The organism is Leptospira andrefontaineae, assembly GCF_004770105.1.
Taxonomy (GTDB): domain Bacteria; phylum Spirochaetota; class Leptospiria; order Leptospirales; family Leptospiraceae; genus Leptospira_B; species Leptospira_B andrefontaineae.
Map to the genome: position 1 here is coordinate 54890 of NZ_RQEY01000026.1, position 17083 is coordinate 71972.

General features: G+C 39.7%; 13 protein-coding genes. 2 read left to right on the forward strand and 11 right to left on the reverse strand.

The window, feature by feature from the left end; genetic code table 11:
- Window positions 1–20 precede the first annotated feature (20 nt).
- From EHO65_RS18735 to EHO65_RS18765, 7 genes are all read right to left on the reverse strand, one after another.
- Window positions 21–2669 (reverse strand): valine--tRNA ligase, encoded by a 2649-nt coding sequence (locus tag EHO65_RS18735; RefSeq protein WP_135776073.1) that lies wholly within the window; start codon window positions 2667–2669, stop codon window positions 21–23.
- A gap of 161 nt (window positions 2670–2830) precedes the next feature.
- Window positions 2831–3211, reverse strand: coding sequence for an iron chaperone (locus EHO65_RS18740; RefSeq protein ID WP_135776074.1), 381 nt, complete (start codon window positions 3209–3211; stop codon window positions 2831–2833).
- A gap of 33 nt (window positions 3212–3244) precedes the next feature.
- Window positions 3245–3982 (reverse strand): TetR/AcrR family transcriptional regulator, encoded by a 738-nt coding sequence (locus EHO65_RS18745; RefSeq protein ID WP_135776075.1) that lies wholly within the window; start codon window positions 3980–3982, stop codon window positions 3245–3247.
- A 362-nt stretch (window positions 3983–4344) separates the two neighbouring features.
- Window positions 4345–5925 (reverse strand): cytidylyltransferase domain-containing protein, encoded by a 1581-nt coding sequence (locus tag EHO65_RS18750; protein WP_135776076.1) that lies wholly within the window; start codon window positions 5923–5925, stop codon window positions 4345–4347.
- A complete protein-coding gene (locus tag EHO65_RS18755; RefSeq protein WP_135776077.1) occupies window positions 5900–7459 on the reverse strand; it encodes a spiro-SPASM protein in 1560 nt (519 codons plus the stop codon). Before EHO65_RS18755 ends, EHO65_RS18750 begins: the two co-directional genes overlap by 26 nt.
- A 36-nt stretch (window positions 7460–7495) precedes the next feature.
- Complete coding sequence (locus tag EHO65_RS18760; RefSeq protein ID WP_425269366.1) at window positions 7496–8548, reverse strand: putative peptidyl-prolyl cis-trans isomerase; 1053 nt, start codon at window positions 8546–8548, stop codon at window positions 7496–7498.
- A gap of 40 nt (window positions 8549–8588) precedes the next feature.
- Complete coding sequence (locus EHO65_RS18765; protein ID WP_135776079.1) at window positions 8589–9812, reverse strand: aspartate kinase; 1224 nt, start codon at window positions 9810–9812, stop codon at window positions 8589–8591.
- A gap of 139 nt (window positions 9813–9951) precedes the next feature.
- Here EHO65_RS18765 and EHO65_RS18770 point away from each other — a divergent pair, with 139 nt between their 5' ends.
- Window positions 9952–11772, forward strand: a complete 1821-nt coding sequence (locus EHO65_RS18770) for a sodium:solute symporter family protein (protein ID WP_244243594.1) — start codon at window positions 9952–9954, stop codon at window positions 11770–11772.
- Here EHO65_RS18770 and EHO65_RS18775 read toward each other — a convergent pair.
- A complete protein-coding gene (locus tag EHO65_RS18775; protein ID WP_135776081.1) occupies window positions 11729–12262 on the reverse strand; it encodes a PaaI family thioesterase in 534 nt (177 codons plus the stop codon). The genes EHO65_RS18770 and EHO65_RS18775 overlap by 44 nt on opposite strands.
- Before the next feature lie 292 nt (window positions 12263–12554).
- Between EHO65_RS18775 and EHO65_RS18780 the strand changes: the two genes are divergently transcribed.
- Complete coding sequence (locus tag EHO65_RS18780) at window positions 12555–13436, forward strand: bile acid:sodium symporter family protein (RefSeq protein ID WP_135776082.1); 882 nt, start codon at window positions 12555–12557, stop codon at window positions 13434–13436.
- Between the two features lie 50 nt (window positions 13437–13486).
- Here the strand turns inward: EHO65_RS18780 and EHO65_RS18785 are convergent, their stop codons facing one another.
- Genes EHO65_RS18785 through EHO65_RS18795 form a run of 3 tightly spaced genes read right to left on the reverse strand, consistent with a single transcriptional unit; the run spans window position 13487 to window position 17055 of the window.
- On the reverse strand, window positions 13487–14896 hold the full coding sequence (locus EHO65_RS18785; RefSeq protein WP_135776083.1) for a pectin acetylesterase-family hydrolase: 1410 nt from the start codon (window positions 14894–14896) through the stop codon (window positions 13487–13489).
- A 27-nt stretch (window positions 14897–14923) separates the two neighbouring features.
- Window positions 14924–16330, reverse strand: a complete 1407-nt coding sequence (locus tag EHO65_RS18790) for a sensor histidine kinase (protein ID WP_135776084.1) — start codon at window positions 16328–16330, stop codon at window positions 14924–14926.
- On the reverse strand, window positions 16327–17055 hold the full coding sequence (locus EHO65_RS18795; protein WP_135776085.1) for a LytR/AlgR family response regulator transcription factor: 729 nt from the start codon (window positions 17053–17055) through the stop codon (window positions 16327–16329). Before EHO65_RS18795 ends, EHO65_RS18790 begins: the two co-directional genes overlap by 4 nt.
- Window positions 17056–17083 lie beyond the last annotated feature (28 nt).

The following is a 17083-nucleotide window of genomic DNA, read 5'->3' on the forward strand; positions in this document are numbered from 1 at the left end:
ACCGCAGTTTAGTCCGAGGATTAACCTAGTTTTTCCAAACCTTTTTGGAGAACTTCTTTTTTATCACGGACAGTTTTGAGTTTTTCTTTTTCTTTTTCGATCACATCCGGATTCGCTTTCGCGATGAAGTTCTCGTTTCCTAATTTGGATGCGAGTTTCTCTTCTTCTTGGATCAACTTCTGTAATTCTTTGTCTATACGTGCTCTTTCTTTTTCGAAGTCTATCATTCCTGCTAAAGGAAGAATTACTTCTCCAAAACGGAAAGCGCCGACTGAGTCTGTTTTTTCACCAGTATAGTTTGCATTCACTTCTATACTTTCCAAACGAGCTAATTGTAAGATAGAGAATTCAAAATCTTTTACTGCAGAAGCAACGAGTGATTCCGAAGATTTTAATATCACTTTACATTTTTTATCTAATGGAACACCGTTCTCCGCTCTTTGAACGCGGATCTGGGTTACTACGTCTTGTAGGATAATAGTTTTTTGAACACCTTCATCGCCGGCCGAAACATTATAAGAAGTCGGGAAAGGAGTTTGGATCAAAAAATCTCCTTCGCTGAATACTTCGTAAATTTCCTCTGTTAAGAATGGCATAAAAGGATGAAGAAGTCCCAATGCTTTAATTAGAATACTTGCAAGTACTTGTTTTGCGATCTCTTGGGACTCTTCGCCCAATTTTCCGTAAATCCTTGGTTTAACCAATTCGATATACCAATCGCAGAAATCTCCCCAAACAAAATCGTAAATCTGGGAAGCCATTTCGAAAAACAGGAATTTGGAATATGCTTTTTCGTAATTAGAAAGAGTTTCATTGAACCTATGAAGGATCCATTTGTCCATCGGTTCTAATTTTGAACCGTACTTGGATTCCAGATCCTCTAATTTCCAATCTGCGTCCAAGTTCATTAGGATGAAACGACTGGAGTTCCAGATCTTATTACAAAAAGAACGATAACCGTCTAATCTACTTTCATCAAAAAGAACATCTTTTGCTTCGGGTAAAGTTGCGGCTAAGAAGAAACGGAAAGAATCGGTTCCGTATTTATTCATCATATCCAAAGGATCTATAACGTTTCCTATGGACTTGGAAAACTTCTTACCTTCTTTATCTCTTACTAATCCGTGAATAATAACTTTTTGGAAAGGGGCCTTACCTAAAAATTTCTTACCCATCATGATCATTCTGGCTACCCAGAAGAATATGATATCAAATCCGGTTACTAATACGGATGTAGGATAGAATTTTTTAAGATCTTCCGTATTCTCCGGCCAACCTAAAGTGGAGAATGGCCAAAGCTGAGAAGAGAACCAAGTATCCAAAACATCAGTGTCTTGTTCGACTTCTGTGGAATTACATTTAGGACAGTTACTAACTTTAGTTTCGGAAACTTCTATATGTTTGCAATTTTTACAATGATATGCAGGGATACGATGTCCCCACCATAATTGGCGAGAGATACACCAATCTCTAATATTGTTCATCCACTCGTAGAAAGTTTTTTCCCAAAGTTTAGGAACAAATTCAGTTTCTCCGGATTGAACTGCTTGGATTGCTAGTTCAGCCAAAGGTTTCATTTTACAGAACCACTGTGTAGATAAGTAAGGTTCTATAATTTCTCCACCCCTGGAGTTATGGCCGATAGAATGGGTATGTTCTTCTATCTTTTCTACTAGGCCTAAAGCTTGCAGATCATCGATTACTTTTTTACGAGCTACGAATCTTTCTAATCCTGCATATTTTCCCGCATTCTCATTCAGAGTTGCATTAGGATTCATTACTAGTAATGGTTTAAGCCCTAATCTTTGTCCTGCTTCGAAGTCATTCGGGTCATGAGCAGGGGTGATCTTCACTAAACCGGATCCGAATTCCTTATCAACGAATGAATCAAATAAAAGTGGGATCTTTCTATCGGTTAGTGGGAGTTCCAACTCCGCACCTTTTAACGATTTATATCTTTCGTCGTCAGGATGAGCAGCAACCGCAACGTCCCCAAACATAGTTTCAGGTCTTGTAGTAGCAACGATCAGGTATTTGCCCGGTTGGCCTACAACAGGATAACGTAGATGATAAAGTTTACCTTTTACTTCTCTATGTTCTACTTCCAAATCCGAGATAGCAGTCAGAGTTTTAGGACACCAGTTGATGATCCTTTCTCCTCTGTATATTAAACCTTCATCATATAATGTTTTGAAAACTTTGAAAACCGCTTTGGACAATCCTTCGTCCATGGTGAATCTGGAACGGGACCAATCTACCGATTCTCCCAAAAGTTTTTGCTGGTTTTGGATCATTCCACCAGAGTGTTCCTTCCATTCCCAAACTTTCTTTTCGAATTCTTCTCTAGTGAAGTCTGTTCTCTTTTTGCCTTCTTTAGCGAGTTCCCTTTCTACAACTACTTGAGTCGCGATCCCTGCGTGGTCGGTACCAGGAACCCAAAGAGCGGATTTACCTTTTTTACGTTCGATGCGGGTTAGAATATCTTGGATAGTATGATTGAGGGCGTGACCGATATGAAGGCTTCCGGTCACGTTAGGAGGAGGAAGAACGATGGTAAAAGATTCCCCTGCTTTGAGGTTAGGCTCAAAACTTTTTTCCTTCTCCCAGAGAGAGATCCATTTCGGTTCTACGCTGGTGGGTTCGTAGCGATCGCTGATTTGTTTCTTCATAGCCTTCGTTCGGATAGAATTTTCCGTAGAAGGGTGAGGTCAAGTCGTACTGATCCCATAATTAAAAGAGAATACTGAATAAAAAAGGCCCTAGAGTGATTCCAGGGCCTTAAAACCTAAAGATCTGTTTTATAACGAGATAGTTAGAGAGATATCTTTCCTTAATGTAAGGTCTTTTTGAGCAACGTTTTGAGATAAGAAGAAGGAAACTTTTCCTTATCCTTGATCAACACACAGTTCTTGCCGCTTTCCGATTTTGGAAACTTAGCACGAAATGCACGTACAAAAGACTCTTCACAGAAATAGACTGAAAGATGGTTTTTATGGTTCGAGAATGCGACCCATCGCCCATTCCTTTCGAAAGTAGGCATACCATATTTAAGACTTTCTCTAAGATCCGAAAATTCTTCGCGGATCGAATCCACCAAATCCTGTAATTTTTCACTCCTTACGGAAGGAGTTTTTTCTAAATAGTCCTCTACATCTGGATTTGAATTTGAATCCAATCTAGGGAGTGTGGGAACTAATGCATAAAGTAGCATATCTTTGTCCTAGGGGCAGGACCCTTATTTCACTTAACCTGCGTTCGCAACCAATGGTAAAGGTTCCAAGCTTGGAGCAGAAACCGCACCACCTTTGAAAAGTTGAGCGAGCTCGCTCCAATCTTCTCTGCTAAAATAATCTAATCCGCCATCTGGGCATCCGAGCAGATCTTCTATCGTTTTGTGATAAGAAAGCATCAAGTCGTATAGATTGGCCTCGGATTCTTTACTTCTTCCCAAAAGATAGAAAGCAACTTTTTCACCCAAAGCATCACTTAGGTCAAAAATGATCGAAGTTAGGTGATCTGCTCTCAATTCACTTTTAAGCGATCCGTCCTGCTGGCCTTCTACTATCAAAGAAGCAAATAACGGAAAACTTAAATCTACCGATTTGCGTCGTATCTTATCTCTCAATTGAAGATTGCTTGCTGAGAAAAGGGATTCGAGAAGGAAGCGAACTTCTTCCGATTTACCTTTTTTCCAGTTTCTTGCAACAATGAGTGCTCTGCGGAGTTTATCCAGGCCGGTGCCTTCTGATCCCAAATCTCCAATCTCTGCTTGCATAGCCGCATGTGCTTCTTTTGCAAATTGCACTGCGATCTCTTCTAAAAGTTCTTCTTTGGATTGAAAATGGTGGTAAAAGGTTCCTTTAGCTATATCTAAAGCGGATAGAATGTCCTGAATGGATGTGGTTTCGTACCCTTTTTCGAAGAATAGCCTTCTGGATTCGTTGAGAATTCTTTCTTTTGTGGAGATTTTTGCTGGGATCATTGTGGTTCCTCCTGCTAAACCGACGGTCGGTATAGACCGTTAGTCGGTTTTGACAATACATCCGACTATGCGTCGGTCAAACATATTTCAAAACAACGGTCAAAAAAATCAACAAAGGAAACAAATAAAATGAAAAATGTTTCCTGACTTTCTGGCGGAAAAACCGACAGTCGGTCGAGATACATTTGGGAGAGGAGTTTGTGCGGAATCTAAATTCCGCGGATTACCACTGCCGGCGTGTAGGCACGTTAGTTGTCATTATATCTTGGCCGCGTCCTTCGCGGCTTCGCGTGCTCCTTGAACTCTGCGCTAAATTTTATGATTTTTTAATTTCGCACAGAGGCACAAAGAGTTTTTTGTCTTTAAAGGAGAGAATCTATTTTATCAAGCAACAGTTTATATCCATTTTCCCCGACTGTCTTTGTTCCTAAGGAAAACTCGGTTTTTTGGTCGAGGTCAGTAAATGGAATTTTATATTTTTCTAAAATAGAAGAAAGTTCTCTGTGAATAGGGGAAATAGAAAAAGTCGCAGAAGGGATTTTTAAATAAAGAGCTTCGAATACACTTTGACCGAAATATCCTAAGAACTTTTCGGAAGATCTCAATGTTTGCAGATATTGGACTCTTGAAAGTCTAGGAAAATATTCTATCTCATTTGTCCCAGGAGGAGTTCCTCCGATCCGGATCCTTTTTTTAGAAGAATTTTGGATCAGGAATTTATCCAGATTTTCGGATTCTTCCTTTCCTAAGTTTCCTGCGTAACAAAAAATCCTGTATTCTTTGGTTGGGATTTTATCTTCACTGATTGCAGAAGAGATCAAATTCGGAGGAATTAAGATCTGTTCCCAATTGAAATTCGGATCATTCCCCGGATGCGGAAGAAGATCCCAAAAATCATACTTCTCTTTATCTTCTCCGAAATGATCCAAAAGTAGGACTTTTGTTTTTTGATAAGAAATCGGGATCTCTATATCCCTATAATCTATTAGAAGAATATTATATTCTCCATCTTTTGGAAAAATTGATAACCATTCAGGCTCCCAATCTCTATAAGGAAGAAAAGAATATAAAAGGGAAGTCCTGGAAAAATGTCCGGAACCGAATTCTTTTGAGGGGGCAACCAGCACTCCAATTTTACCTTTGATCTTTCGGTTCGGAGAAGGAAGATCAAATTTTACCTGAGGAACATCTAAATTTTTTTGGAATAGAGAAGGTGTTTCTTTCTCCCATTCTAAAAATTCTTTTGTATTAAAATTATTAATAGTCTCAAAAGAATTTTGAGAGATTAGGTCGGAGATCGTTTCAAAATCTTCGGGGGTGTCCACTGTCAGTCTGAAATTTGCTAATCTGGAACCTTCTTCTTTTGTTAATAGGCTTCGTATTGCAGTGATCTTGTATTGAGTAGGATCTTCTTTTATATGGATGCTTACATGCTCTTTATGTCTTTCTTCTTGTTGTGAGGCGGAAAGATCCAGAAGTGCAGAAGTCCTAAAAACTTCTCCTCCTGTTCCGAGAGGTAATCCTTTAAAATAAGCTAAATCCGAATCCGATTCTATAAATGTTTGGATGAGTAGATCTAAGTGGGTTGTATCATAAAAAGGATTATCACCTGTCAGCCTCAGGATCGCATCGGCACCGAATTTTTCAGAAGCAAGAATATACCTTTGACGAACATCTTCCAATGGTCCGAAGAAATGATTCATTCCATTCTTTTTCAAAAAGGATCCCAGTTCCGAATCTCCTTCCGGGATCAGGTAAATAATCCTGGAATTCGGTAAAATTTTTAGAACTCTGGAATGGATATGATCTAAGATCGTCTTATCCGAATTGGAAGGTATCGGACGGATTACTTTTTTAGGGAATCTTGTAGATCCGGTCCTCGCTTGTATAAAAGCGAATAAAGAACGGATCTTAGGTTTAGGCGTTGAATGTATACCACTCATCGCAGGAAAGGCAAGGGGCAGGAATAGATTCGTGTGCTCCTTTCGCGGAAGAAGTGAAGAAAGGATTTCCTTTTGCCCAAATTTGTTCTAAGGAATCCTGATTTAGATTTCCTATCGAATGTTTTTTAGAGCCGGGAGTTTGTTTGCAGATGGAAACTTGGCCGTCTGCGTTCAAATATATATCTCTGGAAATATGCCAGCAGAAGTCTCTTCCTAAAGGTGTGAGATCCGAGGCTCTACGCTGAGGAAGAACATCCGAATAAGAATTATATTTTTGTAAAATGATTTCGTATCCTTCTTTTTGCGCCTGCTCATACCAGGAATCCAATTCAGGATCCACTTCTTGGATTTTCAGGAATTGTAGGTGGATAGAGGATTTGGGCAGCACTTGGGAAATCGCCGTAAGATTTTGTAAAACCTTGTCTAGGTTATCCTTTCCATAAAGTAGAGAATACGCTTTTTTATCTCTGGTAGTCATGTTTACGATCAAACTGACCTTCTTCTTTTCTTCTTCTTTTAAAGAAGAAAGTAATTTGATAAAACCGGAAAGATCCCCATATAAAGCCGACTCTATGAACAGTTCCTTTAGATTTGCAGAAGCTAAAGTTTTTTGGACAAGCTCTGAAAACTTTGGATGAAGTGTAGGTTCGCCCAATCCACCAAAACATACACTATATGGAAGACCTAGATTTTCTGCCTGAGATAAAAGTTTCTCTAAAACTTGAGGATCTAATATTATATTGTCGTCTTCCGGTTTTAGATTTTGTCTTGGACAGAAATTGCATTCGTATTCGCAGCCTCTGTACAATTCTACTTCGTAGTAACTCGGAGCAGAGCGGAATATTTCAGGACGGGAGATTAGGAAGGATTGGATCTCATCATACTTCCAGTTTTCCTTCTCCTTTAAAAAAGAAGATAAGAGTCTGAAAGATCTGGGATTGTTTGCGGAGAAGTCTAATCTCCATTGCCTCAAGTCAGGAGAAGTATAAAAAATTTCAGTATCAAATTGGTTTATATTTTTAGCTAAGAAATCTTGGGTTCCACCTGAGTATTCCGCAGGTAAACTTCTTACAAATTCTCTGGAAAGAATTCTAGGCACGATGCCCGGAGGAAGATTTTCAGAATAAGAATACTGGGCCAGATACTTTTCATGACGAAGAATTAATTCTTCCGTAAGAGCCGGGTCTAATATAGGTGCAAATCCATCAAAAACCAGGAAACAGGTTTCGTCCCATTCCGGATCTCCAGTTCTGGAATCTGGGAGTGAATCACAGATCTTAGAGAAAAATTCGGCTTCTGATCTTGATTCTATAATTATAAAATCAGAATATTCTAATTGACTGATTATCTTTTTGGATTCTTCGGCCGGTCCGAGTTTACGATTGGAATAAACTCGGATCCCTTTTAGGACAGAAGATAATTTTTTAAGCGTAAGTTCTAAATAACGAAGCTGGTTCCCCTGATCTATATTTCCTTTTACGGATATAAGATCTTCTTTTAGATAAAATACGATAGCTTGGGGAGGATATTTCATATTATAAGGAATTTGTTTCGCTTAAGATTTCCGAACTTAATCCAAGTTCAAGGTTTCTTGTTGGTCCGGGATCTTATTCTCTTTTTTATAAGCTTCGTCGAAGATCTGTATCGGCACGGTGGATCTGGATTCTCTTACCCATTTCATAAAATTTTCATCTTCTTTTTCGCGGCTGAGAAGATTCACGATACCTTGGCGAACGTTTTCTAAAGGAGTAGGCCTTTTACCTTCTACCTTAACGATACAATAACGCTTTCTTTCGTCTCTGAATACTTCCGAAACTGAACCAACAGGTATAGTTGATAATGCTACTGCAACGGAACGATTCGTTTTATATAATTCGAAAGAAGAAACCCAATCCATAAGCCCTTTTCTGGCTCTTAAGTTTGCATCCGTATTTCTTGGGGAACCTGCGATCAGGCCGAAAGAAGCCGGATCGGATAAGACATTCTTTTTGATCTCGCTTGCTTCTTTATGTATCCTGGATTCTTCCGTGATGGAATCATTATTAGGAGAGATTGCGATCTGTCTATATTGGACTTCGAATCCTACCTTCTCTCTATTTTGGGCATACCAGGATCGGATATCTTTATCAGAAGGTGGATGGTTCGGCACCTTGTATTGCATTAACTGAGTTTTTTTGATCTGGTAAGGAAGTTCCGTATACCAAAGTTCATAAGACATTCCGGCGCTAGACTCGACCGCCTTTTCGAATTGTTTACGAGAAGTGACCCCCATAAACTCCATTCTTTTTTCGATCTCGCTTTCTAATCTTTTTTCATTCACTTGGATGGATTCGTCTTCTGCGATTGAATCCACTACAGCTCTATCGATCAAAAAATCTATGATACGAGTACGTAGAGATTTTCTCATGTCCTCGTTTTTGAGATACTTAGTATTGGAAAGTTTTTGGTATTTATCTTGGGCATCGTCGAAATCCAATTCGCTGATGGATTGGTTTCCAACGGTTGCAATGATCTTATTTAAGGACTCGGCGGGACGGATCTCTGAAGTGAATACACTTAGAGAAACTATACCGGAGAATAAGGCGAGTTTACGCGAAAATGAGGCAGAGGATCCGGGAAAAATTCCTAACACAGGGAAAAGGATGCTCCCGATCCTCTCTTGTTCAACCGTTTTTCGAAAGCCCGAACGTCTCGTGGATCTTGTTTACGGCAGTTTCTGCATGAATTCTTGGGATTACGCAGGATATTTTGATCTCTGAAGTGGAGATCATTTCGATATTGATCTCTTTTTCTGCCAAAGCTTTGAACATTTGAGCAGCCACACCTACATGGGATTTCATTCCGATCCCAACTGCGGAAACGATAGAAATCTCCTCGTTGATCTCAGGCTTATTAGCTCCTTGAGAATTAGAGAAGGATTCCAAGATAGGAAGAGCCTGAACCAGGTCTTTTTTAGGAACTGTGAAAGATATAGTGTTTCTTCCATTATAAGGAGAAGATTGAACGATCACATCCACAAGAATATCTTTGGAGCTTAAGTCTCCGAATAGAACTGCGGCAAGACCAGGTTTGTCAGGAACATCCGCGATTGTAATTCTGGCTTGGTCGTTTTTTGCGGTAACTCCGCTTACTTTCAATTTTTCCATAATTTTGTCCTCGTTTACAACCAAAGTCCCCGGATTATTATTAAAACTGGAACGCACATGGATTACCACGTCGTAGTTCATTCCCAACTCAACACTTCTGGAATGAAGAACGCCGGCACCTAGGCTTGCGAGTTCCAACATTTCCTCATAAGTGATTTGAGAATGTTTAGTGGCTTGGGGAACCACTCTTGGATCGGCGGTATAAACACCGTCCACATCCGTATAAATTTCACATTCTTTTGCGCCAAGTACAGCAGCTAACGCTACCGCAGAAGTATCCGAACCGCCTCTTCCTAAGGTAGTGATATTTTCGTTTTGGTCTATTCCTTGGAAACCTGCTACGATCACAACGTTCCCTTCGTTTAACGCTGCATCTATTCTAGAACGATCCACTCCTTGGATCTTTGCATTGGAGAAGTTTCCGTCGGTGATCATTTTGATCTGGGAACCTGTGAATGATTTTGCAGGAACTCCTGCGTCCCAAAGAGCCATTGCAAGTAGAGAAATAGAAACTTGTTCTCCTGTGGACAATAGCATGTCCATCTCTCTCTTTGGAGGATTTTTGGTGATCTTATCGGCTAGATCCACCAGCTCATCCGTCGTATGCCCCATTGCGGAAACGACTACGACAACATGGTTGCCTTCTTCATGATAACGTTTGATTCTTCCGGCTACATTCCGGATGCGATCAGGAGATCCAACAGATGTTCCCCCGTACTTTTGGACGATTATGTTTGCCATCGCTGCCTACCATCTTTTTGGGCTTGGAGCGGGGATCAAGATAAATCAAATCCGGAAGGCTGGAAAGAATCCTTGTTTTCAAGGAAAGTTGGCCGATCTTTATGGAGAGTTCTCCCATCTTTGGGAGAAGGGGGCCCCCATTTTTTCTCCTATCGATTGGTATCTAATCTTAGCTTATATTATTTTTGCTTTTTCGGTCGGGCTTCTTCTTTCCTCTAAGGCAGGAGAAAGTTTGAGTTCCTACTTTGTAGCGGACAGAAAACTTCCTTGGTGGTGGCTCGGAACTTCTATGGTGGCGACGACCTTTGCCGCAGATACTCCTTTGGTCATCACAGGAATGGTTGCACTCGATGGGGTTGGCGGGAACTGGCTCTGGTGGAGTTGGGCGATCGGTTATTTGATCATTACCGTATTCTTTGCAGCTTCTTGGCGAAAGGCAGAAGTTCTTACGGATGTTGAATTTGTAGAATTACGTTACTCTGGAACAGGAGCAGTAATTCTAAGAGCTGCAAAAGCATTCTTCTTAAGTATTCTATTTAATTCCATCATATTGGGCTGGGTCTTTAAGGCAATGTCCAAGATCACCGCTCCTTTTTTAGATTGGAATGTATTACTTGGCGCAGAAGTATTCGGATCTATCTCTGATGTTTGGCCGAGTTTTTTATTATTAGGAGATTTGAATACTACTCTTACCGTTCTTATTCTTTTCTCTGTTGTAGTTTTCTATAGCAGTATGGGCGGGATCCAAGGTGTGATCCTGACGGACTTATTCCAATTTGCTTTAGGGATTGGCGGTGCAATTCTATTTGCGATCTTTGCGATCCAATATGTAGGCGGATTAGAAGGTCTTTATTCCAAATTAGAAACTTTGTATCCTGGAAAGTCAGAATCCATTATTTCTTTTTGGCCAAGGATAGGAGAAGAAGAACATGGACTTCCTCTTCAAGTTTTCCTAATATTCATCGGAGTTCAATGGTGGATACAATATCACTCGGACGGATCCGGATACTTAGCACAAAGATTACATACTGCAAAAACTCCTAAAGATGCGGAACTAGGTTCTCTTTGGTTTAATATTGCAAACTTTATCTTACGCACCTGGCCATGGGTTTTAACAGGACTCGTATGTTTGGTTGTATTCCCGTTGCATGATGCAGACTTATTCCAAGCAGAAGGAGGAATCGTTCAATCCGATAGAGAGATTGCATATCCGATGCTTATGAAGATCGTTTTGCCTGCCGGATGTTTGGGATTTGTATTTGTAAGCTTGATGGCAGCATTTATGTCGACTGCAGATACTCATATCAACTGGGGAGCCAGCTATTTAGTTAACGATCTATATTTAAGATTTCTAAAACCGGATGCAGGAAATAAACAAACCGTTATCGCTGGAAGGATCGCAGTGGTCTTGATGGCGGGGATCGCTATCTTAGTTGCGACTCAAATGAATTCAATTGCATCTGCTTGGAAATTTTTCTTAGCAATGGCCTCAGGCTTGGGTCTGCCACAAATCTTAAGATGGATCTGGTGGCGAGTTAATGCTTGGACAGAATTATCCGGAATGGGAACCGCCTTGGTCCTTTCATTAATTTTGTATAAAGTATATCCGGATGTAAATGCAGATTACCTTCTATTCTTTACCGCCTTAGGAAGTGTGATCGTTTCTATTTTAGTGACTTTTTTGACCGCTCCAGTTCCGGATAAAGTATTGGATGCATTTGTAACCAAATTACAACCTTTCGGTTTCTGGGGAAAATGGGGTGGAGTTTCCGCTCGCAAAAAATTCTATTCCAGGATCCGGATCTGGTTATTGGCGATCTTCTCCTTATACGCTTGGCTTTTTGGAATAGGGTATATTCTACAATTGAAATATGTATTAGGCGGTATTTTCCTTATCTGCGGAATAGTTTCAGGACTTATAGTTTTGAAGTTATGGGAAAAGAAGGATTCAGTTTCCTGATATAAATTGTCTTTTTGACGATCGCGATTTTCTGTCCGTCCGGATCGAATACTTCTATAGAATAGATCCGGATCGTTTTTCTTTTAGCTCTACATTCTTCTTGGATGGATTTTATATCTTCGGGAGAAACTTCTATTTCTACTATGAGGTCTTGGTTACTTGCTTTTAGGAAATCAATCTCTGCGTTAGTATCTAAAACAAGGTATTCGGAGCCCAAATTTTCAGAAATGGAATATACATACAGAGGATCTACGAATGCATAGATTGCTCCGCCAAAATGAAGTCCATTATAACCTTTGGTCTTATTATTAAATGGGAATCGGACTTTTAGTTTTAGAAGATCTTCGGATACAAATTCAAATCTCGGACCAAGTCTATGATAGACTGGCCAATTTTTTCGGATCATCCTATTAAATCTAAATAGTTTCCATTTTTTTAATATTCTTTTGAAAGGACCGGCTTCCAAAGTGGAGAGGGATAATTGATACATACTTTCCTCCTGTATGATAATGTCCTTTTCTGAAAATATTTAGTTTTATGTCAAACTAAATGGGTCTGTTTGGATTCAGAACTTTTCCAGGATCAATCTAGTAGATTGAATCCTTTTGACGATTTGATGAAAATCCTAAGGTTTTAGGGTTAGAAACCTGTTCGGATCGAGGAGAAAAAAAGCTTTTCAGCTCAGGGCTTTCCGGTCAGTAAGATACGTTTCCGGAAAGAAAATCCGAGATCTTTCTCGGAGATAAAAATAATAAAACAGGTGTTATGTTAAGGAGAGAATCATGCAACTAGGTGCAGTTGAAAAGGGGCTACTTCCGGCTCTTTTGGCAATCGTAATGCTCGGAATGGGTTTCGGGCTGGCAATCGGGGACTTTAAACGGATTTTTACAACTCCTCTCCAAACTTTGGTCGGTACCTTGGGTCATTTTGTGATCATGCCTTTAGCAGCATATGCAGTCGTATTGATTTTAGGTTTGGAATACGAAATCGCGTTAGGCGTCATTCTGGTAGGATCTTGTCCGAGCGGAACTACTTCTAATTTGATCAATTATTTAGCGAAGGGTGATGTTGCTCTCGCAGTTGTGATCACTGCACTTTCTACACTTCTTTGTCCTTTGCTGACTCCAGTGATTGTTACATTTTTTGGTTCCTTATTGGATCCGACCGGTTCAAGTTTAATGCAGATCTCTTTTGTGGAGATGCTTAAAACTGTCGTAGTGATTATAGTTCTTCCAATCTCCATAGGTATGGCGGTAAATTATAAGTTTCCGAATTTTGCTAAGAAGATAGAACTTCCTTATAAGATTTTTTCCATTTTGTTTTTGGTGTTTGTAATTGCTTTCGTAGCCTACAAGAACTGGGACAATTTGGTAGAGATGATCCTTTTAGTGGGACTTGCTGTTATTCTTCATAATACTTTCGGTTTTATAGCAGGTTATTTTTTCCCTAAATTATTAGGGATTGCGGAGAAGCAGTCTAGAACAATCTCTATCGAAGTCGGGATCCAGAACACTACTTTGGGTATGACTCTCGCGATCCAATTTTTCGGTTCCAAGGTTGCTCTTCCATCCGCTATCTTTAGTATTTGGATGTATATTGCAGGGATCATGATTGCACTTTTCTGGGGCTATGTGGTGCCGGTTAAAGAAGAAAAAGCGGCTTAAAGGTAGAATGAAAAAAAGAAGGCGGCAATATCACCGCCTTCTCCGAGAGATCATAGTAGAAGATTAACTAACGCGAACCAGAAATTCGTTACGTTTGCATCATTCGGATTCACACTTTCAAAGAAACTTCTGAAAGTAGAACTTCCCAACAAATAATCATTGATGAAGGTTCCGAGCGTAATTCCGGTATTTTCAATCTCCGTTCCGGTAAATTCCACGATAGAAGTACAATGACTTTCGTTTATACTTCTGTAATACGGAATGAAATATTCTAGATTCGGATATCTATCGTATTGAGCTTTTAAATTCTCAATATCCTGGGCCCAGAGAGTGGAAATGATATATTCCTTATCCGCAGGATTGTTTTCGTCCAACCCATAGAATCTTGCATAAGAATACATGGAATAATTAGCATCCCTTCTGAATAGAGTGATCGCTAATTTATCATTCGGATATTTTTGAGCAAGAGCTTCGCTGATCTTTCCATAATCCGCACGAATATCCACGGAAGGGAAATCAGGTTGAGCCTTGCCGATAAAATATTCTGTATTCCAAGCATCTTTGATCTTTTGGTGCAAAGGAAATTGGTTCCCAAATCCAGGAGCGGGGAAGATAGGACCCGAATCATTCAATAGATAACTTTTAGAAGGACTTAAAGCTTTTCTAATGAAATGATAATTGATCAGAGATCCTGCACCACCTGCGCTACATCCGGAAACGAGCATCTCTTTCGGTTTATTAAAATTATTCTTCAGCCAATTGATGACGAGCTCCATATTCTTAGCGCCTACGTGTCGATAGGTGATCGGTGGATTCTGCCCGGTTGGATCCGAATAAGTCACTACCTTGTTTCCCGCATACACGTCTCCAGTGCAATAGGGAAGGAAAACTTTGTTCCAATTAGAAGTTTTAACATTTTGTCCCGTAGGATGGTTTCTCAATATGATCGGAGAGATCACTGCATTCGGACTTCCGCCAGGAACATTCGGATCTATAAACGCTCCGAAATTCATATGGTTATCAGGAACCCCGTTTGGATTTGCAGCTCCTCTGATGCCTGTTTGTCCTGTGCAACTTTCGTAATCCCAACAAGCTCCTCCCGGCTCCATATAGACTAGAAGTCGACTGGAATAGCCTAAGATCCAGTCAAGTATCCCGTCTGCACGATCCACGAATATTTTGTAAGGTGTTCCATTACTACAAACTGCGCCTGGAATATACACCACATCATATGATCCATAGACAACACTTGTGAGATCGTCCAAAATATTTTGGGCTTTCGGATCCGTGTTATCTAATCCTGCCAGATTACCAGCTCCTTTTTCAGAGGTTTCTAAAAGTCCTCCTAATAAAGCCAGGTCTTGTGTATTGTTCGTATTTTGGTCCGGACTACAGTAGAATGACGTTACGGATAACGCTAGTACTATTCCTCCCAACCAAATTCTCTTCACATCTTTCATTTTGATTTGCCTCCAGTTCTTAACTCCCTATTTCGCTTTTGATTGCGGAAATTCTAATACTACCTGGGCCCCTCCGAGTGTTTCGGAGTTACCTAGGCGGATACGTATTCCCATTCTATCTAATAACTTTTTAGCCAATGCGAGCCCGATCCCGCTGGAGGATTCGGAACCTGTTGGTTTTGCGGAGAGAATAGAAAATTCCCTAAACATGTCTTTTTCGTCTTGGGGTTGGAATCCTGGTCCTGAATCTTCTATTTTAATAATTAGAATTTTCTCATATGTTTCTGAGATAAGTTCACTTTTGAGAGAGATCTCCGAATTTTCAGGAGAGAATTTGGCGGCGTTACTTAATAAATTATCGAATACTCTATACAGTATCTGCGGATTTGCTTGGAAATAGAAATTATACTCTGAGAGTTTATCTTCTACTCTTATGTTCTTCGAGGAGAATAAGAAGTTTAGATTGCAGGTTACGGATTTTAATAATAATTCCGGATTTAATTTTTGGGTTTGGTTCTCGATCGTTTCTGTGTCTCCCGAACTTGCGAGATATAAAACATCTTCAATAGATTCTAAAATTTTACGGGAAGTCCTATCTATATGATCCAAAATTTCAGGAGGATCTGCATAAGAGGAGATGACCCGATTTGTAGGAATATAACTTGGCTCTCTTGTATAAAGCCCTACTAAACTTAAAATCCCTGTGACAGGGCTTTTCAGATCATGGATCGCTATCCTTAAAATTTCAGATTTTTTAATGGATTCCATTACCAATTTTCTGTTCAGATCACGGATGGATTGTTCTTTATGAAAAGAATTTACCTTAGTCAGAAAGCTGATCAGATCCAATAAAATGGTCATGACCATAGTGAAGAAAAAATTCTGGATCAAAAAGGACGAATTCTTTCCCAACCAAAACATAGCTGCGAAGAACACTGCGTAATTTGTGAAATAGATAACCTTCTTCGTTTTATCAGGATAACGGAGAAGTACTGCGATGCCTAATTGAGTAAATGCGAATAGAGAAATATCCGTCCCGAACTGGAAGATCAGCAGGTTCATTGCTGTTCCTGCAGAAGTTAAAAATAATGTTCCTGCAACAGTGATCCATCTTCTACTATTTTCACTTTTAAGGATGGGAAAATTCAGTAGAGCTGTAAAAAGAAAACAACCTGGAATGAAAATAGAATTATATATTAAGAGAGGAAAGTATCCGGAGTTTTTTAGAAAGTCAGTCCAGTCGAGAACTGCAAAGGGGATATAAACTACGAATAAAAATGGGAAAAGATATCTGAGTATCAGATAGACTTCGAAGTAAGCGGAGCGGATAAATTCTTCGTTACTCCTTACTTCTCTCAGGATCTGAAAATGTTTCTTTATAAATAATATAAAGTTCTTGGTCCTAAATCGAATGGCAACATAGAAATGTTTCACGGCAGACCTAAAATCTTATGATTTGAATTTTTGAATAATGAGAGAAGTTTACTTCCTTGGGATCGACTAACGGGAATACTGTGATCTGTATGAAGTAGGAGTCGGTAAGTAGTGGGTGTTTTGAATAAGATCTTTTTGACTTCTTCTAATCGGACCAAATAACTTCTGTGAGCTCTGAAAAATCCGTGAGCTTCCAGATCTTTTTGAAGTTGGTCTAATGTTTTTCTAACCTTCTCTACATTTCCGTCTTTGGTGAATAGTCTAGCGTAGTTCCTTTCAGATCTTGCGAATAGTATCTTCTCAGGTTCGATAAGATTGATCCCTTCTTCTCTTTTGAGTGGAATTCCTTTTGGAGAAAATAGATTCGGATGAGAGGAAAGGTATCTTTGGATAGAAATTCCGAATCTTTCTCTCGTGATAGGTTTTGGTAGGAAGTCCAACACTGAAAATTCGAATGCTTTTACAGCATTGTCTCTTTCAGAAGATACAATAATCGTTTGGAAAAAACTTCTGCTCTCGATTTCTAAAAGTTTAAAGCCGGTTTCTCCTTGGAGATTTATATCCAAGAATAATAGATCGAGCGGATTTTTGCGTATGAACTCAGCGGCGGATTCCGGATCGGAAACCGCATGGATACTTTGTATCCTTTCATTTAAAAATTCTTTCGCTAAAATTTCCAAACAGCGAGAGGATAAATCATCATCTTCTACGATTAGGATTCGCATATGCGGGAGTTTACTCCAGGTTTTAAAA